The sequence below is a fragment of the bacterium genome (genome assembly GCA_026129405.1).
Classification (GTDB): Bacteria; Desulfobacterota; Binatia; order DP-6; family DP-6; genus JAHCID01.
Genome location: JAHCID010000005.1, coordinates 111,875 through 132,097 on the forward strand (window position 1 = coordinate 111,875; position 20,223 = coordinate 132,097).

General features: G+C 71.5%; 17 protein-coding genes and 1 tRNA gene. 12 read left to right on the forward strand and 6 right to left on the reverse strand.

Annotated features, from left to right (window positions below):
- Positions 1 to 4: 4 nt before the first annotated feature.
- A complete protein-coding gene (gatC, locus tag KIT14_17930) occupies positions 5 to 292 on the reverse strand; it encodes an Asp-tRNA(Asn)/Glu-tRNA(Gln) amidotransferase subunit GatC (GenBank protein MCW5892405.1) in 288 nt (95 codons plus the stop codon).
- 122 nt (positions 293 to 414) lie between these two features.
- Between gatC and KIT14_17935 the strand changes: the two genes are divergently transcribed.
- From KIT14_17935 to KIT14_17945, 3 genes are read left to right on the forward strand one after another with little or no spacing between them, the layout of a single operon-like run.
- Positions 415 to 780 (forward strand): YraN family protein, encoded by a 366-nt coding sequence (locus tag KIT14_17935; protein ID MCW5892406.1) that lies wholly within the window; start codon positions 415 to 417, stop codon positions 778 to 780.
- A gap of 9 nt (positions 781 to 789) precedes the next feature.
- The gene (serS, locus tag KIT14_17940; GenBank protein ID MCW5892407.1) at positions 790 to 2,073 is read left to right on the forward strand and encodes a serine--tRNA ligase; all 1,284 of its coding nucleotides are present in this window, start codon (positions 790 to 792) and stop codon (positions 2,071 to 2,073) included.
- 12 nt (positions 2,074 to 2,085) lie between these two features.
- On the forward strand, positions 2,086 to 2,619 hold the full coding sequence (locus tag KIT14_17945; GenBank protein ID MCW5892408.1) for a TIGR03618 family F420-dependent PPOX class oxidoreductase: 534 nt from the start codon (positions 2,086 to 2,088) through the stop codon (positions 2,617 to 2,619).
- A gap of 7 nt (positions 2,620 to 2,626) precedes the next feature.
- On the opposite strand, the gene KIT14_17950 is transcribed toward KIT14_17945, so the two are convergent.
- Positions 2,627 to 3,001, reverse strand: coding sequence for a hypothetical protein (locus KIT14_17950; protein ID MCW5892409.1), 375 nt, complete (start codon positions 2,999 to 3,001; stop codon positions 2,627 to 2,629).
- Between the two features lie 99 nt (positions 3,002 to 3,100).
- On the opposite strand from KIT14_17950, the gene KIT14_17955 reads away from it, so the two are divergent.
- From KIT14_17955 to KIT14_17965, 3 genes are all read left to right on the forward strand, one after another.
- The gene (locus KIT14_17955) at positions 3,101 to 4,105 is read left to right on the forward strand and encodes a thioredoxin domain-containing protein (protein MCW5892410.1); all 1,005 of its coding nucleotides are present in this window, start codon (positions 3,101 to 3,103) and stop codon (positions 4,103 to 4,105) included.
- A gap of 142 nt (positions 4,106 to 4,247) precedes the next feature.
- Positions 4,248 to 4,976, forward strand: a complete 729-nt coding sequence (locus KIT14_17960; GenBank protein ID MCW5892411.1) for an SRPBCC family protein — start codon at positions 4,248 to 4,250, stop codon at positions 4,974 to 4,976.
- Between the two features lie 55 nt (positions 4,977 to 5,031).
- Positions 5,032 to 5,121 (forward strand) — tRNA-Ser (locus tag KIT14_17965).
- A gap of 90 nt (positions 5,122 to 5,211) precedes the next feature.
- Here KIT14_17965 and KIT14_17970 read toward each other — a convergent pair.
- Both KIT14_17970 and KIT14_17975 read right to left on the reverse strand, forming a co-directional pair.
- Positions 5,212 to 7,722 carry an arylsulfatase gene (locus tag KIT14_17970; GenBank protein MCW5892412.1) on the reverse strand — a complete coding sequence of 837 codons (2,511 nt, stop codon included), beginning with the start codon at positions 7,720 to 7,722 and terminating at the stop codon, positions 5,212 to 5,214.
- On the reverse strand, positions 7,719 to 9,806 hold the full coding sequence (locus KIT14_17975; protein ID MCW5892413.1) for a hypothetical protein: 2,088 nt from the start codon (positions 9,804 to 9,806) through the stop codon (positions 7,719 to 7,721). Before KIT14_17975 ends, KIT14_17970 begins: the two co-directional genes overlap by 4 nt.
- Positions 9,807 to 9,915: 109 nt before the next feature.
- Here KIT14_17975 and KIT14_17980 point away from each other — a divergent pair, with 109 nt between their 5' ends.
- Positions 9,916 to 10,515: a hypothetical protein gene (locus KIT14_17980; GenBank protein MCW5892414.1), complete on the forward strand. Its 600-nt coding sequence runs from the start codon at positions 9,916 to 9,918 to the stop codon at positions 10,513 to 10,515.
- A gap of 27 nt (positions 10,516 to 10,542) precedes the next feature.
- Here the strand turns inward: KIT14_17980 and KIT14_17985 are convergent, their stop codons facing one another.
- Positions 10,543 to 11,991: a DUF1254 domain-containing protein gene (locus tag KIT14_17985; protein MCW5892415.1), complete on the reverse strand. Its 1,449-nt coding sequence runs from the start codon at positions 11,989 to 11,991 to the stop codon at positions 10,543 to 10,545.
- A gap of 112 nt (positions 11,992 to 12,103) precedes the next feature.
- Here KIT14_17985 and KIT14_17990 point away from each other — a divergent pair, with 112 nt between their 5' ends.
- From KIT14_17990 to KIT14_18010, 5 genes are all read left to right on the forward strand, one after another.
- Entirely contained in the window at positions 12,104 to 12,364 is a 261-nt protein-coding gene (locus KIT14_17990) for a hypothetical protein (protein MCW5892416.1), read from the forward strand.
- Between the two features lie 72 nt (positions 12,365 to 12,436).
- On the forward strand, positions 12,437 to 13,876 hold the full coding sequence (locus tag KIT14_17995; protein MCW5892417.1) for a wax ester/triacylglycerol synthase family O-acyltransferase: 1,440 nt from the start codon (positions 12,437 to 12,439) through the stop codon (positions 13,874 to 13,876).
- 10 nt (positions 13,877 to 13,886) lie between these two features.
- A complete protein-coding gene (locus KIT14_18000; protein ID MCW5892418.1) occupies positions 13,887 to 14,900 on the forward strand; it encodes a hypothetical protein in 1,014 nt (337 codons plus the stop codon).
- Between the two features lie 31 nt (positions 14,901 to 14,931).
- Positions 14,932 to 16,815, forward strand: a complete 1,884-nt coding sequence (locus KIT14_18005; GenBank protein ID MCW5892419.1) for a PQQ-dependent sugar dehydrogenase — start codon at positions 14,932 to 14,934, stop codon at positions 16,813 to 16,815.
- A gap of 115 nt (positions 16,816 to 16,930) precedes the next feature.
- The gene (locus tag KIT14_18010; protein ID MCW5892420.1) at positions 16,931 to 17,566 is read left to right on the forward strand and encodes a hypothetical protein; all 636 of its coding nucleotides are present in this window, start codon (positions 16,931 to 16,933) and stop codon (positions 17,564 to 17,566) included.
- Positions 17,567 to 17,603: 37 nt separating this feature from the next.
- On the opposite strand, the gene clpB is transcribed toward KIT14_18010, so the two are convergent.
- Positions 17,604 to 20,219, reverse strand: coding sequence for an ATP-dependent chaperone ClpB (gene clpB, locus KIT14_18015; GenBank protein MCW5892421.1), 2,616 nt, complete (start codon positions 20,217 to 20,219; stop codon positions 17,604 to 17,606).
- Between the last annotated feature and the right edge of the window lie 4 nt (positions 20,220 to 20,223).

The following is a 20,223-nucleotide window of genomic DNA, read 5'->3' on the forward strand; positions in this document are numbered from 1 at the left end:
GCGGCTATTCGATGATGCGGGGGACGCGGAAGAGGCGCCCGGAGCGGGCCGGGGCGCCCTCGAACAGCGCGTCCGGCGCCTCGGGGTTGGTGACGGCATCGTCCCGCAGCGGCGCCGATTCGGGGTCGACGTGGGCGGTGGGCTCGACGCCGGTGGTGTCGAGCGCCGCGAGGCGCGTGAAGGCGTCGAGGATGTGGTCGAGATCGGCGGTGAGACGGGTCTCCTCGTCGGGCTCGAGTCGCAGCCGGGCCAGGGCGGCGACCTGCCGGACCTCGTCCAGGGTGAGGGCCACGCGGGTGGTGTAGCGAAGCCGTCCGGACCCCGCAACGACGTGCGCGCCGACCGTCGCCGTGGCCGCGGCGAGGCGCCGGCTCGCCTTGCGACGCCGGGGGGCCGTCGCTAAGGTCGCCCGCGGTGGACGGGCGGCGGGAGCTGGGGCAGCGCGGCGAGGCGCTCGCGGCCGAGTTCCTGCGCGCGCGCGACTGGGTGATCGTGGCTCGCAACTATCGCTGCCGACTCGGTGAGATCGACCTCGTGGCGCTCGACGGCCCGACGCTGGTCTTCGTCGAGGTGCGCAGCCGCAGCGGCGAGCGTCTCGGCACCCCGCTCGAGTCGGTCGACCCGCGCAAGCAGGCGCGGGTGGCGCGGGTCGCCCGCCACTTCGTCGCGACCCGTGGCTACGCCGACCGCGACGCGCGCTTCGACGTCGTCGGCATCCGCTTCGACCGCGAGCCGCCCGCGGTCGAGCACGTGGCCGGCGCGTTCGAGCTGCGAGACTAGGGGAGGGCGATGCTCGACATCCGCACGATCCGCGCCGAGCCCGATCGGGTGAAGGCCGAGCTGGCCAAGGTGGGCACCCCACCCGAGCAGGTCGACGCGCTCCTCGAGGCCGATCGCCGGCGCCGCGAGGTGCTGCACGCCGTCGAGACGCTGCGTGCGGAGCGCACCGCCGCCTCGAAGCGCATCGGCGCCCTCGCGGACAAGGCGGAGCGCGAGCAGGCGATCGCGGCGCAGCGCGAGGTGGGCGGCCGTCTCGAGGCGGCCGAGGCCGCGGTCGAGCCCGCCGAGGCCGAGTTCGAGCGGCAGATGCTGCTGCTGCCGAACCTGCCGCATCCCGACGTCCCCGTCGGCGCCGACGACGGCGCCAACGTCGTCGTGCGCGAGGAGGGCACGAAGCGCACCTACGACTTCACGCCGCTGCCGCACTGGGACCTCGGCGTGCGGCTCGGCATCCTCGACTTCGAGCGCGGCGTGAAGATCAGCGGCAGCCGCTTCTACGTCCTGCGCGGCATGGGCGCGCGTCTCCAGCGGGCCCTCATCGCCTGGATGCTCGACCTGCACACGCGCGAGCACGGCTACACCGAGATCTACCCGCCGGCGATGGTGAAGGGCGAGTGCCTCGTCGGCACCGGCAACCTGCCGAAGTTCGCGGACACGCTCTATCACGACGCCGAAGAGGATTTCTGGTGGGTGCCCACGGCCGAGGTGCCGGTGACGAACCTGCATCGCGAGGAGATCCTCGACGCCGCACGGCTGCCCATCCACTACGTCGCCTACACGCCGTGCTTCCGGCGCGAGCGGATGTCGGCGGGGCGGGACGTGCGCGGCATCAAGCGCGGCCACCAGTTCGACAAGGTCGAGCTCGTGAAGCTGGTTCGGCCCGAGGATTCCGACGCCGAGCTGCTGCGCCTCCTCGACGACGCCGAGGACGTCTGCCGGCGGCTCGAGCTGCCGTACCGCATCGTCCAGATGTGCACCGGCGACCTCTCGTTCCAGGCGGCGATGAAGTACGACGTCGAGATATGGTCGCCGGGCTGCGCGGAGTGGCTCGAGGTGAGCTCCTGCTCCAACATGCGCGACTTCCAGGCGCGGCGCGCGCAGATCCGCTACCGCGCCGGTGCCGGGGCGAAGCCCGAGCTGGTGCACACGCTGAACGGCTCGGGGCTGGCGCTGCCGCGCGTGCTGCTCGCGGTGCTCGAGACCTACCAGCGGTCCGACGGCAGCGTCACCGTGCCGGAGGTGCTGCGGCCCTACGTCGGCGCCGACGCCATCGCGGCGCAGGCGCCGCACTGAGGAGGGACGTCGATGGTCACGCGTCGCAGGGTCCTCGGGACCGCGCTCGGGGCGCTCGTCACGCCGCCGTTCGCCGCGGCCGCGGACGAGCGCACGAACGCCCGTGCGAGCGGACCGGCGGTCGAGGGACGCTCGATCACCCCCGCCGTCGCCGCGTTCCTCGGCCGCCCGCTCGCGTCGCAGCTCGTGACGCTCAACACCAAGGGCGACCCGCAGATCACGATGATGTGGTTCCGCTACGAGGACGGCGGGCTGCTCTTCACCACCACGACGAAGCGGATCAAGTTCCGCAACCAGCAGCGCGACCCGCGGGCCGCGTTCTGCGCGGCCGACCCCGCCGACATGTACCGCTGGGTGACCGTCACCGGCACGCTGTCGATCGACGGCCGCGACCCGCGCGCGTTCTATCGCGGGCTGGCGGAGCGCTATCTCGCGCCGGACGCGCTGGCCGCATGGCAGGCCCGCGTCGCGGCCGAGGGCGGCATGGACGATCGCACGGTGCTGCGTCTCACGCCGAAGCGTGTCCGCGCGATGGGCCTCGGCTGACGCCGCGTCAGAGCAGGTTCGGGAACCAGGGCGCGCTGCTGCCCGAGACGTCCTCGGCCACGACCACGTCGTAGAGCGTGCGATCGCCGACGCGGGCCTCGGGGACGAGGATGCCCTCGACCTTGACCCACTCGCCCACGCCGACCTTGGCCGGGCCGGTGACGCGGATCAGGATGCGGTTCTCGCGGGCGTCGGCGATCTCGAGGACGGTGTCGCCGTCCACGGTCTGCATGCGCGTGACCTCGCCCTTGATCTTGACGGTCTGCTGGTAGTGTAGCTCGGGGCGCAGGTTGAGCTCGCCGATGCCGGGGCTACAGGCGGTGAGCGCGAGCGACACGAGCGCAGCCGCGACGGCGACGCGACCCCTTCCACGGAACCCCATACGGCCCTGGGCGGCTAGCATGGGGTTTCGAGGATTGCAAAACCGCGCGGCCCGCGCACGCCTGTTGACCCCCATCGGGCCCGCCCATAGGAGGGTCCGATGCGAACGCGAATCCTCGTCGCCGTCTCGGCGACCCTCCTCGCCGTTACGGCGGCCAGGGCCGCGGACGAGACGGTTGCCACCGTCGGCACCGTCACCATCACGCGCGAGCAGCTGGAGAAGGCGGTGAAGCCGCAGCTGATCGAGGTCGAGAACCAGCGCTTCGAGATCCTGAGCGACGGTCTCGACGAGCTGATCGCCGAGCAGCTGTTCACGCTCGAGGCGAAGAGCAAGGACATCTCCAGCGAGCAGCTCGTGCAGACGGAGATCAACGCCAAGGTGCCCGAGCCGTCGGACGCCGAGGTGCAGAAGGTGTACGACGACAACAAGGCCCAGCTCGGCGGCCAGACGCTCGACGCCGTGAAGCCGCGCATCGTCGAGTTCCTGAAGCAGCAGAAGGCCGAGGAGCGGCACGCGGCCTACGTCGAGGAGCTGAAGGGCAAGTACAAGACGACCGTCGCCCTGAAGGCGCCGAAGGTCGAGGTATCGACGGCGGGGCGGCCGGCCCGCGGGCCCGAGAGCGCGCCGGTGACGATCATCGAGTTCTCGGACTACGAGTGCCCGTTCTGCAAGCGTGCCGAGGTCGTGGTGCAGGAGGTCGTGAAGGCCTACCCCGACAAGGTGAAGCTCGTGTACCGCCACTTCCCGCTCGACTTCCACGAGCAGGCGAAGCCTGCCGCCGAGGCGTCCGCCTGCGCCGGCGCGCAGGGCAAGTTCTGGGAGTTCCACGACAAGCTCTTCGCGGGCCCGTCGCTGTCGCCCGAGCGCTACAAGGCGATCGCGGCCGAGGTCGGCCTCGACCAGGCGAAGTTCGACCAGTGCGTGCAGAAGAACGAGTTCAAGGCCCAGATCGAGCAGGACATGGCCGACGCGTCCGCGGTCGGCGTCACCGGCACGCCGGCGTTCTTCATCAACGGCCGCATGATCTCCGGCGCCCAGCCGTTCGAGAAGTTCAAGGAGATCATCGACGAGGAGCTGGCGGCCTCGGCCGCGCCCAAGTCCTGATCCGACGCGCCGCGCGGGACGGCGCTTTCTGGAATCTCCCGGTGCTTTCGACACGGCGGGCGCAGTCCCGCCGTGTCGAAGGCCGCCACGGCGGGACTTTCCGCCGCCTCCGGCTGGCACCCCGGTTGCTCCCCGGTCACCCATGGCATCGCTCATCGAGAAGGGGATCGAGGTCGAGGCGCCGGTCCGCGTCGCCTACGACCAGTGGACCCAGTTCGAGGACTTCCCGCGCTTCATGGAGGGTGTCCTCTCGGTCGAGCAGCTGGACGACCGCCGGCTGCGCTGGACTGCCGACGTCGGCGCCGGCAACACGCGCGAGTGGACGGCCGAGATCACCGAGCAGCTGCCCGATCGGCGCATCGCCTGGCGCAGCCTGGAAGGCGCCCGCAACCGCGGCGTCGTGACCTTCCACCACGTCGCGCCCGACCGCTGCCGCGTCATGCTCCAGCTCGAGTACGAGCCGGAAGGTCTCATGGAGAACGTCGGCGACGTGCTCGGCGTCATGAGCGCGCGCGTCTCGGGCGACCTCGAGCGCTTCAAGCGCTTCATCGAGGATCGCGGCACGGAGACCGGCGGCTGGCGCGGCACGATCGGTCGTCCGGCGCCGTCGCCCGAAGCCCACGCCGCCGACCGCGGCGCGGCCCGCTGCATGACCTGCGGCAACACCTACGAGGACGCCTTCACGGTGACGCTCGGCGGTCGCAGCTACGTCTTCGACAGCTTCGAGTGCGCGCTGCACCGTCTGGCGCCGTCGTGCGCCCACTGCGGCTGTCGCATCCTCGGCCACGGCGTCAGCGCAGACGGCGCGCTCTTCTGCTGCGCGCACTGCGCGCGCCGATCGGGCAACGACGAGGTCCGCGACAGCGCGTGAGGCGCGTCGCCGGGCTTGAGAACCCTCCGGGGGGCGCGTAGGGTCGCCGCACCCCGGAGGGGTGCTCGAGTGGTTGAAGAGAGCGGTCTTGAAAACCGCCAGGGTGGCGACACCCTCGGGGGTTCGAATCCCCCCCCCTCCGCCACTGCCGAATCCGCGAGCGCAGCGTCCCGCCGGCGGCGGCCGGCAGCTGGCCTCTCCCGCGCAATCGCGTTCGTCTCCTCGCCCCGGGGCGCTATCGCCTGTCGGCGGCCTTCTCCATGGCCTCCTCCAGGCGCGCCCGGTCCGCTGCTGAAAGCTGCGGCCGGTCGATCTTGACCGTCAGCGTTTCGAGCTTGGCGGTGAGCGGGAACGGCGGCTCGTAGTCGGCGTCGTTCACGCCGGTCAGCAAGTCGGAGCCGATGTCGAAGCTCTCGTCCCACTGCAGGGTCGTTGGCAGCGTGCTCGTCATGGGCTTCGTGTCGACCACCTTGCCGTTCACCTTGAGGGTCCCGGTGCCGGGGCGACCGACGCCGCTGAAGTCGTTGAAGGCAAGGGTGCCGACGCCGAGCCCGTCGTACTCGAAGTCGAACTCGACGGTGTGGCGCCCGGGAGGCAGGGCGTCGGGAGCTTGCCACTTGATCCGCGCGAGACCGGCGAGATTCCACAGGAACACCGGCGTGCCCCGCAGCAGATAGAAGCCGTAGCCGGCGAAGCGCCCGCCGGAGGTGAGAATCATGCCCTCGGCGCCGCCCTCCGGCACTTCGATCTCGGCCGTGATCGTGTAGGAGGTGTTGAGCAGCAGGGGCGAGTCGCCTTGCGGCAGACCGACCATCGGACGGGTGTAGACGAACTCCGTGCGTCCGGCCGTGATGTTCGGGCGCGGCGCGACGATACGGGACGCCACCGAAGCATCCATCGGAAACACCTGGTACTTGTTCGCCTCGGCGACGAACATCCTCTCGAGCTCCCTGACCTTCTCCGGATGCGTCGCTGCGACGTTCTCGCTCTGGCTGAAGTCCCGGCTCAGATCGAAGAGCTCGAGCACCTGGTTGTTCAGGGGATCGGGGTTGGCCGGTCCGAAGGCTTCCCACGGCGCGCGGTTCACCTTCGTGCTGAGAAACCAGCCGTCGTGGTAGAGCGCCCACTGGCCCATCATCTCGAAGTATTGCGTCCGGTGCCGCGACGGCGCCGCGGCGTTCGCCGCATCGAAGGTGTAGGCGAAGCTCGTGCCCTCGATCGGCTTCTGCGCGATGCCGTCGACCGTGTCGGGCGCGCTGATGCCGGTGGCCTCGAGGATCGTCGGTAGCACGTCGATCACGTGCACGAACTGCTCGCGCAGGCCGCCCTTGTCCTTGATGCGTGCCGGCCACGCCACGACCATGTTCTGGTTGACGCCGCCGAGCTGAGACGCGTTCTGCTTGAACCAGGAGAACGGCGTGTCGAAGGCCCAGGCCCAGCCGGCCGACATGTGGGGGTAGGTCTGATCGGTGCCCCACACGTCGTAGAACTCGAGTTGCTCTTCCGCGGGCACCATGTTGATGCCGTTGAAGAACGCGACCTCGTTCGACGTGCCGAGCGGCCCGCCTTCGGCGCTCGTCCCGTTGTCGCCGTTGATGTAGATGACGAGCGTGTCGTCGAGCCGGCCGATGTCCTCGAACGCCGCGATCACACGGCCGATCTCATAGTCGTTGTAGGCGGCGAAGGCGGCGAACACCTCGACCTGTCGGATGAAGAGCTTCTTTTCGTCTGCGCTGAGCTGGTCCCAGGGCTTCAGCACGTCCTTGGGCCAGGGTGCCAGCTTGGTGTCCCTCGGGATGACGCCGAGCCGCTTCTGGTTCTCGAAGATGCGCTCCCGCACCTTCTCGTAGCCCTCGTCGAACAGCTTCATCGCGCTGATCTTGTCCACCCACTCCCGGGTCGGGTGGTGGGGCGCGTGCGTCGCGCCGGGAGCGTACTTGATGAAGATCGGCTTGCCCGGCTGGATCTGGTGCATGCGATCGACGTAGTCGATGGCGTCGTCGGCCATCGCGGTCACGAGGTTCCACGTGCCAGGCGGCTGGCCCTCGAACGGGAAGATCTGCGTCGTGTTGCGGTACAGGTTCGGCTGCCATTGGTTCGAGTCGCCGCCGATGAAGCCGTAGAAGTATTCGAAGCCCATGCCGTTCGGCCACTTGTCGAACGGACCCGCCTGGCTCGCCTGGAAGGCCGGAACATTGTGATCCTTGCCGAACCAGGCGGTGCTGTAGCCGTTGTCCCTCAGGATGCGTCCGATCGTGGCCTTGTCGCGTTCGATGACGCTGTTGTAGCCGGGGAAGCCCGTGGACTGTTCGGAGATGACGCCGAAGCCGGCCGAGTGGTGGTTGCGGCCGGTGAGCAGGGCAGCCCGCGTCGGCGAGCACAGCGCGGTCGAGAACGTCCGGTTGTAGCGCAGTCCTTCCTGGGCGAGGCGGTCCATCGTCGGCGTGGGGATCACGCCGCCGAAGGTGCTCGGCACGCCGAAGCCGGCGTCGTCGGTGATGATCAGGAGGATGTTGGGCGCGCCCTTGGGCGGCACGACACGCGGCGCCCACCATGGCGTCGACTCGAGAGCGTCGTCCTCGATCACGCCGCCGAACCTCGGGTCGGGCGGCGGAAGCTGTTTGCCCGTTATGGTGGTCGTGGCGCCGGGCGAGCCCGGCGTGCCCGTGATCTGCTGGGCATGCGCTTGAACCAGGGTCAGCGCGCCCGCCACCGCTCCGAGCATCGCGAGCAGTGTCCGCTTCATGACCAGCCTCGGACCTGGCTGCCGACCACCGGCGTCCTCACGGGCTTCGCCAGCCCGAAGAAGACCACGAAGCCGTTGCCGCCACAGCGCGTCGACAGCGTTTCGTCGGGAACCTTCGTCAGACAGACCTCGTCCATGAGATCGATGTTGTTGGCGGCCCATACGTTGCCGGCCGGGTCGACGACGACACCGGTCAGGAATTGCATGCCCTTGCCGGCGTAGCCGGTCCTGGGAGGAGAGATCGGGTCGCCGGTCTCGAAGCCGGGCGGGCATGTCTCGGTCCTCACGCCGCAAAGCTGCGTCAGTGTTTTGCCGAAACCGTTCGCGACCCACACGTGGTCGTTGCCGTCGATGGTGATGCCCCAAGGTCCGCTGATGCTTCCTCCACCGTCGAACGACGGAGCCGGTCCTTGGATGCCGTCCGGGCGGATCATGCTGACGCTGCCGCCCGGGAACTCCTCGATGATGCGGACCAGGGCGATGAACTTCTCGACGGTCTGGTCGCCGCCGCCGGCCGGCGCCAGTCTGCTTTCCAATTCGCTCCGAAGCTTGGTCTGGAGCAGATCGAGCTTCTCCTTGACGCTCGGCTCGCCGAGCGTATTGGCGACCCAGGCGTTGCCCCGGCTGTCGATGGCGATGGCATGGGGACTGTAGCCGACCGTCAATTGCTCGGCGTTGCCGGGATCGTTCGCCGGGAAGCGTGTGACGGTGTTGGAGTTGGCGTTGGAGACCAGGATCCGGCCTTGCAGGTCGACCGCGACGTGGAACGGTCCTTTCACCTGACAGGTGCCGTCGACAGGCTCGTCGTCGACGGTGCGGCAGAGGATGCGCGCCTGAGCCGGGTCGCCCTTCGGCAGGTGGACGATCTGGCTCTTGCTCGAGTCCAGCGCCCAGACGTCTCCGTCAGGGGTCGTGTTGATCCCCTGCATTCCGCCGAGCTGCCCGTTCAAGTCGTAGCCGGTCGGCGGCGACAGCGGCTTGCCCGTCGCATCGAAGACCGAAATCGTCTTCCCGGCGATGCTGGTCACCCAAACCTTGCCGTCGCCTGCGATGGTGAGGCCCCAGCCGGGGAAGTCGACGCCCCCTCCGGTGTAGCCGATCGTCATCGGCGAGATGGGCCGGCCGTTCGGTGCCAGCTCGGAGAGCGTGCCGCCGATCCCGCCGTACATGGTCGATTGCGAGCCGGCCATCTGGTTGTTGGCCGCCCAGGCGTTGCCCTCGCCGTCGATCCCGATGCCGCCCAGGCCGGCGAGACCGCCGCCGGCGTAGCGCAGCGCGATGGTCCAGGCGCCGGGAGCGAACAGGAGGTAGGGCCGGAACGGGACGGCGCTGGAGCCCGGTCCCTGCCGGGCCGGATAGACATGGTCCAACACCGCGAACAGCGTCGCGGGCGCATTCCACGGATGGCGCGCGATCGCTTCGGCCGCGGTCAGGGTGTCCGTCGGAGCGGGCGCTCCCGGCGGCGTCGATGCCTCGAACAACCTTTCGCACGCATCCGGTCGAGCCCGCGTGACACAGCCTGCCAGCAAGCCAGCCAGCGTGTTCATCGTCGCCAGCGAGGTGGTCTGCGTGCTGTTCAGAGCATCCTGGATCACGGGCCCCAATCCGCCGGTGGTGACGTCCACGAGGTTCGGCACGTTGCCTGCGGCGATCTTCAAGCCGAGCGCATGGCCGCGGAGTGCTCCACCGTTCAGAAATTGCGCGCCCGTCCACACCGAGGCCACGGTCGTGAGCTCGTTGATGGTCACCGTCTTCGGGGCGGTGGCGCCCAACGTTGCCATCAGCGCGATGGCCGGGTTCGCTCCCACGGAGCCGCCGATCTTGGGCTCTCCCCCCCTGACGGTCAGGTAGAGCACGCCGCCACCGGCCTCGTGGGCGTCGAAATCGAGGCGAAAGGCGCCGTCGTCACCGGAGCGTGTCTCCGACAGCTTGGTGGGATCGGCCTCACCCGCAGCCCACAACGTCACCGTCGACTCTGCGATGGGGCCCCCGCCGCCGGTGACGTTGCCGGTAAGCTGCTCTGCTGAGGCGATCTGCCCGAAGGCGCCGGCGGCGAGTGCAACGGCGAGCAATGGCAGGCGCATGGTCGTGTCACCTCGTAGTGTCGCGCTGGGTGGGCCGTATGCGGCGGAGCCGAGGGACGGGCGAGCCGGATGCTTTCCCTCCACGGCCCTTTGGCGGCACAAGGGATCCATGGCGGAGACCACGGATCGGCCCCCCGAGGCGCGCATGGACGCTCCACGCATGCGGCGCTCCCCGCGACGCCGCGTGCTGCTCACCGCGCTCGCGCTCGTCTGCGCTGCGCCGCTCGCCCGCGCGGAGCCCGCCTGCGACGACAGCAGCGCCGCCTTCGACCGCCTTCTCGCACGCAAGTCGCACGATCATCCCACGCCCCAAGGCCGCGGCGCCGTCCATTGGTCGAAGATCAAGTGGACCGGGAAGCAGTGGGCGCTCGCCGAGGTCGCCGTGCCGACCGGTGGGCGGCACCTGTGCATCCACGCCGGCAACGCCGACGTGGCGGATACGCTGTCGGGGCTCGATCGCGCCCTCCCGGATGCGGGCATGACCCGCGACGACTTCCAGGGCAACGTCGCGTTCGTGTGCCATGTGGAGGTGGCGGGACTGCGCGAGTCGAAGCACGAGGGATGCGCGCGCGACGTTCTCGTCGAGGTCATGGACGCGTGCGAGGTGTCGGCGCGGGCCGAGCCGTGCCCGCGCCTCGAGGATTATGACGACCTCAGCGCCGAGCAGACCGCGCGCTACAAGACGCTCAGCGCGCCGTCTGCCCGATGATGCGTTCGACACCCGCCGGCCGCCCGCTCAGCGTGCCTCGTGGACGCGCGGGATGCGCCACGAGCCGTCGAGGATCGACGGCTTCTTCTCCTGCGGCCAGTACATGCGCAGCATCAGCACGAACTCGCCCGCCGGCGCGGGCAGCCAGTTGCTCTCCTTGTCGGCGCCCGGCGACTCGTGCTGGATGTACAGGTCGACCGAGCCGTCGGGGTTCGTCTTCAGCGCGTCGCGCTGGCTCAGGGTGTAGCGGTTCAGCGGGTTGGCGACGAAGAAGTAGGCGGCGTCGTACATCGTCAGCGACCAGAAGCCTTCGACGGGGGGCAGCTTTCCCTTCTCGAAGTGCATGACGTACTTCTTCTTGCCGTCGTAGGTCTGGAGGATGTCCGGGCCCTGCGACATCGGGTAGACCGCGTCCTGCGGGCGGTTGGCGCCGAGGCCGATGGCGGTGACGAGCGCACGCTGGCGGTAGGCGGTGCCGTAGATCCCGGTCTTGGTGGTGAAGAGCCAGCCGTCCTGCATCGTCATGTCGCCGGTGAGGAGGCCTTCCTTCAACCAGCGCATGATCGCGTCCTGCGCGGGCTTGGGGGCGGCGTCGATGCCCTTCACGACCTCGGGGTCGAGCTTCGAGGCGTCGAAGTCCTGGCCCGGCACGAGGCCGATCGCCGCCAACTTCACGACCATCGGCGCGTCGGCGTCGGCCGGCGGGTTCGTCTTCAGGAGCTGCGCGAGGAGCGTGAAGTAGGCGACGCCGCCGAGCGCGTTCACCTGGTCGCGCACCGCCGTCTTCATGTCGATCGCCGGATCCACGGTGCCCGCGGGCGGCGTGTAGGGCTTGCCCCATGCGCTGAGCGGCACGAGCGTCACCGCGTCCTGGATGGCGTGGACCGCGGCATAGTCCTCCTGTGTGCCGGTGCAGTAGATGCGGCCGAGGAGCCAGACGAGGCCGGTCGGCGATGCGTACTGCTTCACGCCCGCGGGCAGCGTGCCCGTCCACCCCGGACCCGTGATCGCGTAGGTCTGCGCGCCCGTTCCGGTCGTGCGCTTGCCGGGGACCTGAAAGATGTCGGTCCAGCCGTCGAGCATGGGGAAGAGATAGTAGCGTCCCGCCATGTCCGGAATGCTGAGGATCCACGGCTCCTTCGAGACGTCGATCCAGCTCGTGGTGTAGAGCGTGTCGGCGTTCGGCGCGGTGACGTCGCGAAACTCGGCGTTCGGGTACGAGCGCATGCGCAACAGCTGGCCCATCGGCGCGCGCGAGCCCTCGGGGGCGGCGACGTTCGTCATCACCCGCCGCGTCATCTCCATGGTGACGAGCGGGTAGCCGTAGACGTAGGCGTCGATCGCCGTCTCGCGGGCCTCGAGCTCGCGGGCGAGCCCGCGCAGCCCGTCGAACTGGGCCTCGGCGGAGCGCGGCGCGACGAGCACCGAGAGGAGGAGGGCGGCGAGCGCCGCCGTTCTTCGCAGGTAGGGAGTCATACCCCGCAGCCTCTAGCCGGTGGGAATCGGCGCGGCTTGCCCGCCGACGCCACAAAACGCGCCCCTCGCATCGGGGCTGGCTGCCGTCCTCCGTTGGGCCTACACGTCGGGCATGGCACGCTACGGCAAGAAGGCCCAGGCGAAGGTCCGCAAGGCGATGCGGGAGCGCAAGGCCGGCACGCTGAAGAGCGGGCGCAGCGGCAAGCAGGTCACGAGTCGCAAGCAGGCGATCGCGATCGGCCTTGCCGAGGCGCGGCGCGAGGGCGGCAAGGTCCCCAAGAAGCGGGCGTCACGCCGCTCGGCGGCGAAGAAGAAGGGCGTCGGCCGCACGGGCACGAAGCGCCGCACGACACGGGCGCGCAAGAAGAAGTAGCGACTGCGCGACGCCGCGCCGACCCCACGGCGCGCCTTGCCCTCCAGAGCCGATCGGCATACGCCAACGTTCGTGGTCGCCTTCCATGAGCGCCTGTCCGCGCAGGACCGCGTGTTCCTGCACTTCGAGGAGGGGCCGGCGCACATGCACCTCGGCGGGCTGACCCTCTTCGAGCCCGGCACGTTGGCCACACCCGACGGCGGCATCGACGTCGGCCGCATCCGCGCCCATATCGCGTCCCGCCTCCACCTCGTGCCGCGCTACCGGCAGCGGCTCTCGTGGATCCCCGTCGTGGGGCGTCCGGTGTGGGTCGACGACGAGCACTTCGACCTGAGCTACCACGTGCGTCATACCGCCGTGCCGCGTCCGGGCGACGATGCCCAGCTGAAGCTGCTCGCCGGCCGCATCTTCTCGCAGCAGCTCGACCGCGGAAAGCCGCTCTGGGAGATCTGGGTCATCGAGGGGCTTGCCGACGGTCGCTTCGCGCTCCTCGTGAAGACGCACCACGCGCTCGCCGACGGCATCTCGGCCTTCGATCTCTTCGCCGCCCTGCTGACGCCCGAGCCGCAGGAGCACGTCGATTCGCCGCAGCCGTGGCGTGCGCGCCCGGCGCCCTCGGGGCTCGTCCTGCTGCGCGACGAGCTGCGTGAGACCGCCCGCTCCCCCATCACCCTCGCGGCGACGCTCCTGCGCAGCCTGCGCGACCCGGCCGCGCTGCGCGACGAGCTGATGGCGCCGCTACGCGCGCTGTGGGCGCTCGTCGAGACCACCGCGCGCCCGCTCGGGGCGAATCCGCTCAACCGGCCGATCGGGCCGCACCGCCGCTTCGACTGGCACGTGCAGGATCTCGAAACGGTACGCGCCATCCGCTCGGCGCTGGGTGGAACGGTGAACGACGTCGCGCTGACGGTCGTCGCCGGCGCGATGCGCCGCCTGCTGGCGGCGCGGGGGGCGGCGCCGGATCGCATCGATTTCCGCGTCGTGGTGCCGGTCAGCGTGCGGGCCGAGGACGAGCAGGGCGTCATCAACAACCGCGTCTCGGGGTGGATGGTGCCGTTGCCGGTCGGCGAGCCGGACGCGCGCCGGCGGCACGCGGCGGTGCGCGAGACCACGGCGCGGCTGAAGGCCGTGCGCATGGAGCTCGGTGCCGAGCTCCTCGGGCGCGCGGCGGAGCACGCCGTGCCCGGCGTCCTCGGCCTCGGTGTGCGGCTGACGGCGCGCCTCAGCCCCTACAATCTCATCGTCACCAACGTCCCCGGCCCGCCCATTCCGCTCTGGCTGCTCGGGGCGCGTCTGTGCGCCGGCTTCCCGCAGGTGCCGCTCTTCGAGCACCAGGCCCTCGGCATCGCGCTCTTCAGCTACGACGGCCAGCTCTGCTGGGGCATCAACACCGACTGGGACGGCGTATCGGACCCGGGCGAGGTGGTCGAAGCGCTGCGCCGCGCGTCGGCGGAGCTGTGCGGGGCGGCGGGCGTGCGCGAGGCGGACGCCGCCGCGAGCGCGGTCGGCTAGGCGCCGCGCGATGCCGGTGCTGGCGCTGGCGCGGCTCGACGCGACGTCGACGGTGTCCGCGCGGGCCGTGGACCGTGCCTGCCTCGACCTCGCGCGCGCGACGGGAGACGGCGTGCTGGCGGCGATCCCGGGGCGCGGCGACGCGGTCGCGCTCGGGCGCTTCCATCGACGTCCCGCCGCGGACGTCGCCGGCGCGGCGCTCGTCCGGCGCACGACGGGTGGGCGTGCGTGCGCCGCCGGTGACGGCTTCCTGCGCCTCGTGCTCGCGCTCCCGCATCGCAGCGCGCTCGTCGCCGGCGATCCGGGCGCGCTGGCGCCCGAGCAGATACTGAACCGCGCAGTGCGCGGCCCGATGGCGGCGCTCGAGCGCCTCGGCGTCCCCGTGCTCTACCCGGGTCGCGATCTCCTCACCGTGGCGGGCCGGCCGCTCGCCGTGCTCGGCCTCGTGGTGGAGGACGACGGGGCGACGCTCGTCGACGTGGTCCTGTCCGTCGCCCGCGACGCCGCGCTGCTGCCGCATCTCCTCGACCGCGCCGATCCAGCCGGCATCGTCCATGCAGACATGGTCCTGCCCGACGCTGTGACCTCGCTCGCGCGCCTCGGCCGCACCGCCGCGCCGGACGATCTTCTCGCCGCCGCCGCCCGGGGCTACGCGGAGCGGCTCGGCGTGACGATCGGCGACGCGCACGATCTGGCGCCGTCTCCCGACCCCGGCCGGGACGCGGGCTGGGAGACGGCGCGCCGTCCCGATCCCCGCCACACGCATCACGCGCGGGTGCAGACGGCGGTCGGCGTCTTCGAGGCCCATGCGGCGCTGGCCGCCGACGGCACCATCGCCGACCTGTGCCTCGCGGGCGATCTCCTCGCCTCGACGGCGACGGTGGCGGCGCTCGAGCAGGGCCTGCGCGGCGCGGTGCCGCCGGCGTCCGCCGCCGTGGCGACGGCGCTCGCCCGGCCGGACCGCGTCCTCCTCGGCGTGCCGGCGGATACGATCGCGCAGGCGGTTGCCGCGCTGCGCTCGTAAGGCGCCGCCCGTCCGTCTAGGGTGCGCGCCGATGCGGTCCTCGATCGGGACGAAGCGGGTGCTCGCAGGGGTGCTGCTGCTCGCGCTCGGCGCGCTCGGGGCGCGTGCCGACACGCTGTCGACCCTGGGCGATCCCAGCCCGGCGAGCCTGCTCACGATCGAGCCCGACTGGCTGACGGGCGTCGGGCTGATCACCGACTTCCGTTTCCTGCCAGACGGGCGCTGCGTCGTCGTCACCCAGGACGGAACCGTCCTCGTGCGTCCGGCGGGCGGCGGGCCGCTGGGCACGGCCGGCAGCTTCCCCGTCGACACCGCGAACGAGAAGGGCCTCCTCGGTCTCGCCGTGCACCCGGAGTTCGCGGAGAACGGCCAGCTGCTCTTCTACTACTCGGCGTCCAACGCCGCGGGCGGCACCAACGTCGCGCGCCAGCGCATCGTGATGCGGACCCTCGACGGCGCCGGTCGGCTGTCCGACGGCGAGACGCCGCTCGTCACCGGCCTGGCAGGCCCGCTGAACCACAACGGCGGCGCGCTCGACGTCGGACCCGACGGCTACCTGTACATCGGCGTCGGCGACACCGGCTGCAACTCGGGCACGCCGCCCGAGCCGATCTACACGCCGACCAACTTCTTCGGTACCTGTCTCGCGGATCATCCCACCGCCGGCGCGGCCGGAAACGGCAAGATCCTCCGCGTCGCGCTCGACGGCGGCATCCCGCCGTCGAACCCGCTCGTCGGCGCGACCGACGTCACGGCGTGCGGCGCGACGTGCGGCGAGGCGATCGCGCCGGACCGGCTCGGGCCGCCGCGGGAGGACGTCTGGGCGTGGGGCTTCCGCAACCCGTTCCGTCTCTGGGTGGATCCGCGCACGGGGCTCGTGTGGGTGGGGGACGTCGGGGAGGTGGCCTACGAGGAGATCACGATCGCGCAGGCGGGACGGCATCACGGCTGGCCGTGGCGCGAGGGCGGGCGCGGGCATGCGCCGAGCCAGTGCGGCGTCGTGCGCATCGGCACGACCGTCGGCGGCGATCCGATCCTCGACCAGGACTGCGTCGACCCGGTCTACTTCTGCCGGCACAACCCGATCGCCGATGCCGACGTCGACGCCAACTGCTTCGCGATCACCGGGGGGCTCATCGTCGACGGCTGTACGTGGCCGGACGCGTTGCGCGGCCGGTACGTGTTCGGCGACAACGCGACCCGGCTCCTGTGGACGATCGCGACGACGCCCGCGCGCGACGGCGTCACGGGGGCGCGCGCCGACCTCGGGCGCCTCGAGGGCGCGGCGCCGGTCGCGCTCCGCACCGGCCCCGACGAGGCGCTCTACGTCGCGGCCTTGCCGGGCCGCATCGTGCGCATCGCGCCGGCGCGCCCGGCGCTGTGCGCCGGCGCCTGCACGACGAGCGCGGAGTGCGACGACGGCGACCCGTGTACCAGCGACGGCTGCGACGCGGCGACGGCACGATGTCGCTTCGCGCCCATCCCCGCCTGCGGGACGAGCACGACGACGTTGCCGCCGGACCCGTGCCCGGGCGGCTGCGACGACGGCGATGCCTGCACCGACGACGTCTGCGACGGCACCTGTCACAACACGCCGATCCCCGGCGCCGCGGGCGTCGCCTGTCTCTGCGCCGCGGCGATCCCGACCTGCGCCGAGGGCGGCGTGCCGGCGAAGATCGCCCGGCGCCGCGCGCGGGCCTGCGCGCAGGTGGCGCGCGTGGATCCGTCGGCGGCCATGCGACGCACGCGGCCGCTGGTCCGCAAGGCCGCCAAGGGTTTCCGCCGCGCGGCGGTGAGAGCGACACGCCAGGGCGGCCGCCGCGGGCTCGCGGACGCGTGTCGTACGGCGCTCGCCGCGCACCTGCGCGACGCCGCGGCGCGCACGCAGGCGATCCTGCCGGGAGGCGGACGGTAGGTGGACGACGAGCGGCAGCGGCTCGCCGCCATCGCCCGCATCGCGGCGGCCGGCCGCGCCGGCGCGGACGACGTCACGCTGCTGCTCGGCGCGCTCGGCGCCGCGCGCCAAGGCGGTGCAGCGCCGCGCCGGCGAGGTGCTCGCCGCGCTGGCGGCGGGCGACGCGGACCTCGTCGCGCGCCTGGAAGCGGCCCTCGCCGATGCCTCGCTCCGGCGGCGCTGGGGCGCCGCGTGGACGCTCGGACGGCTCGGCCCGCCGCCGTCCGCCTGTCTGCCGGTCCTCGTCGAGGCCATGGCCGAGGCCGACGGCGACCTGCGCTGGGCCGCGGCCACGCTCGTCGTCGCCATGCACGGTACGCCGGGGCTGGAGGAGCGGCTGCATGCGCTCGTGTCGGACGGCAATGCCTCCCAGCGCAAGATGGCGCTCTACTGCCTGCGCGACCTGGCGGCGCCGTCGGCGCGGCTCGACGGCCTCGCCGCGGCGGCCCTGGGCGACGTCGAGCCGGGCGTCCGCCTCGCCGCGATGGCGCTCGGCGCGCGGTGCGCCGCGCACCGTCGGGCCATGGCCGCGCACCTGGCGGCGCGGCTCGCGGACGCGGACGCCGGCGTGCGCCGGGCGGCGGCGGCGGTGCTCGGGCGGTTCGGCGAGCGGACGCCGGCGGTGGAGACGGCGCTGGCGCAGGCGGCGGCAGGCGACGATGCCGCGCTGGCGCGCGTCGCCGCCGCGGCGCTGACGGCGCTGCGCACGTAAGGCGAGGAGCCGCGGCGCGCGGCCCCTCGCGTCGTGCTCAGCCCGCCGCGGCGGTGGCCTGCGGCTCGCCGACGCTCGTGAAGGCGAGGCCGCCGCCGGACTTCACGTCGACGCGCAGGCTGGCGTCGTCCTTCACCGTGCCGGCGATGAGCTCGCGGGCGAGCGGCGTTTCGACCTCCTGCTGGATGGCGCGCTTCAGCGGGCGCGCGCCGTACACCGGGTCGTAGCCGCGGTTGGCGAGCCAGTCGCGGGCGGCGTCGGTGAAGTCGAGCGTGATGTGGCGGTCGGCGAGCCGGGCCGCGAGGCGGCGCAGCTGGATGTCGACGATCGACCGCACCTGCTCGCGCTCGAGCGCGTGGAAGACGACGATGTCGTCGACGCGGTTCAGGAACTCGGGCCGGAAGTGCGCCCGCAGCGCCTGCATGACCTCGTCGCGGATGGTGTCGTACGAGCCGCGCGCGGCGGTGATCGCCTGGCTGCCGAGGTTCGAGGTCATGATGACGACGGTGTTCTTGAAGTTCACCGTGCGTCCCTGGCCGTCCGTCAGGCGGCCGTCGTCGAGCAGCTGGAGCAGCACGTTGAAGACGTCGGGGTGCGCCTTCTCGATCTCGTCGAAGAGGAGCACGCAGTAGGGCCGGCGCCGCACCGCCTCGGTGAGCTGGCCGCCCTCGTCGTAGCCGACGTATCCGGGGGGGGCACCGAGGAGCCGCGCGACGGTGTGCTTCTCCATGTACTCGGACATGTCGATGCGGACCATCGCCTGCTCGCTGTCGAAGAGGAACTCGGCCAGGGCGCGCGCCAGCTCCGTCTTGCCGACGCCCGTGGGGCCGAGGAAGATGAACGAGCCGATCGGCCGGTTCGGATCCATGATGCCGGCGCGGGCGCGAATGACCGCGTCGGCGACCGCCGACACGGCCTCGTCCTGGCCGACGACGCGCTGGTGGAGGTGCTCGGCGAGGCGCACGAGCTTCTCGCGCTCGCCCTCGACGAGCTTCGCGACCGGGATGCCGGTCCAGCGCGCGACGACCTCGGCGATGTCCTCCTCGTCGACCTCCTCCTTGAGGAGGTGCTTCTTCGGCTGGCCGTCGTCGGCGGGCGACTCGAGCGCGGCGAGCTCGCGCTCGAGCGCGGCGAGCTTGCCGTACTTCAGCTCGGCGACCTTGTTGAGGTCGTACTGGCGCTCGGCCTGCTCGATCTCGAGGCGCACCGCCTCGATCTCGGCCTTGAGATCGCGGACGCGGCCGATGCCGCCCTTCTCGGCCTCCCACTGGGCGCGCAGCGCGTCGCCCTGCTCGCGCAGCTCGGAGAGCTCCTCCTCGAGGCGCGCGAGGCGCTCCTTCGAGGCCGCGTCGGTCTCCTTCTTGAGAGCCTCGCGCTCGATCTCCAGCTGCATGATCTTGCGGTCGGCCTCGTCGAGCTCCTCGGGCTTCGAGTCGATCTCGGTGCGCAGGCGCGCGGCCGCCTCGTCGACGAGGTCGATCGCCTTGTCGGGGAGGAAGCGGTCGGCGATGTAGCGGTCCGAGAGCGTGGCCGCGGCGACGAGGGCGGCGTCTTTGATACGCACGCCGTGGTGCACCTCGTACCGCTCGCGCAGGCCGCGCAGGATCGAGATGGTGTCCTCGACGCTCGGCTGCGGCACCAGCACGGGCTGGAAGCGGCGCTCGAGCGCGGCGTCCTTCTCGATGTACTTGCGGTACTCGTTCAGCGTGGTCGCGCCGATGCAGTGCAGCTCGCCGCGCGCGAGCATCGGCTTCAGGAGGTTCGAGGCGTCCATCGCGCCCTCGGCCGCGCCGGCGCCGACGACGGTGTGCAGCTCGTCGATGAAGAGGACGATCTCGCCCTCCGACGACTGCACCTCCTTCAGCACGGCCTTCAGGCGCTCCTCGAACTCGCCGCGGAACTTGGCGCCGGCGACGAGGGCACCCATGTCGAGGGCGATGATGCGCTTGTCGCGCAGACCCTCGGGCACGTCGCCGTTGACGATGCGGATGGCGAGGCCCTCGACGATGGCGGTCTTGCCGACGCCGGGCTCGCCGATCAGCACGGGGTTGTTCTTCGTGCGGCGCGAGAGCACCTGCACGACGCGGCGGATCTCCTCGTCGCGCCCGATCACCGGGTCGAGCTTGCCCTTGCGGGCGGCGTCGGTGAGATCGCGGCCATACTTGGCGAGCGACTCGTAGGTGGCTTCCGGATCGGCGGAGGTGACGCGCTGGTTGCCGCGTACCTTCTGGAGCCCCGCCATGAGCTTCTCGCGGGTGAGGCCGAGGTCGCGCAGCGCGGGCCCGTTCTCGTCGACCATCGCGAGCAGCGCGTGCTCGACGCTCAGGTACTCGTCCTTGAGGCCGCGCATCTCCTGCTCGGCCTTGTCGAGCACGCCGGCGAGGCGCTGCGTGAGGTAGGCCTGCGACGGGCTCGTTCCCGACGCCTTCACCTGCGGCCGGCGGTTCAGCTCGCGCTCGGCCGCCTCGCGGACGGCCCGCGGGGCCACCCCGGCGACCTCGAGCACGCTCGGCGCCAGGCCGCCCTCCTGATCGAGCAACGCCAGCAGCAGGTGCTCGACGTCGATGCCCTGGTGGTTGCGGCGCTGGGCGATGCCGCCGGCCTGCTGCAGCGCCTCCTGCACCTTGTGCGTCATGCGGTTCACGTCGACCATCGAC

Coding starts and splice junctions, on each gene's coding strand:
- KIT14_17980 (MCW5892414.1), top strand. CDS start 9,916: ATGGCGGAGACCACGGATCGGCCCCCCGAGGCGCGCATGGACGCTCCA.
- serS (MCW5892407.1), top strand. CDS start 790: ATGCTCGACATCCGCACGATCCGCGCCGAGCCCGATCGGGTGAAGGCC.
- KIT14_18000 (MCW5892418.1), top strand. CDS start 13,887: ATGCCGGTGCTGGCGCTGGCGCGGCTCGACGCGACGTCGACGGTGTCC.
- KIT14_17975 (MCW5892413.1), bottom strand. CDS start 9,806: ATGCGCCTGCCATTGCTCGCCGTTGCACTCGCCGCCGGCGCCTTCGGG.
- KIT14_17970 (MCW5892412.1), bottom strand. CDS start 7,722: ATGAAGCGGACACTGCTCGCGATGCTCGGAGCGGTGGCGGGCGCGCTG.
- KIT14_17960 (MCW5892411.1), top strand. CDS start 4,248: ATGGCATCGCTCATCGAGAAGGGGATCGAGGTCGAGGCGCCGGTCCGC.
- KIT14_18005 (MCW5892419.1), top strand. CDS start 14,932: ATGCGGTCCTCGATCGGGACGAAGCGGGTGCTCGCAGGGGTGCTGCTG.
- KIT14_17950 (MCW5892409.1), bottom strand. CDS start 3,001: ATGGGGTTCCGTGGAAGGGGTCGCGTCGCCGTCGCGGCTGCGCTCGTG.
- KIT14_17985 (MCW5892415.1), bottom strand. CDS start 11,991: ATGACTCCCTACCTGCGAAGAACGGCGGCGCTCGCCGCCCTCCTCCTC.
- KIT14_17955 (MCW5892410.1), top strand. CDS start 3,101: ATGCGAACGCGAATCCTCGTCGCCGTCTCGGCGACCCTCCTCGCCGTT.
- KIT14_17990 (MCW5892416.1), top strand. CDS start 12,104: ATGGCACGCTACGGCAAGAAGGCCCAGGCGAAGGTCCGCAAGGCGATG.
- KIT14_17945 (MCW5892408.1), top strand. CDS start 2,086: ATGGTCACGCGTCGCAGGGTCCTCGGGACCGCGCTCGGGGCGCTCGTC.
- clpB (MCW5892421.1), bottom strand. CDS start 20,219: ATGGTCGACGTGAACCGCATGACGCACAAGGTGCAGGAGGCGCTGCAG.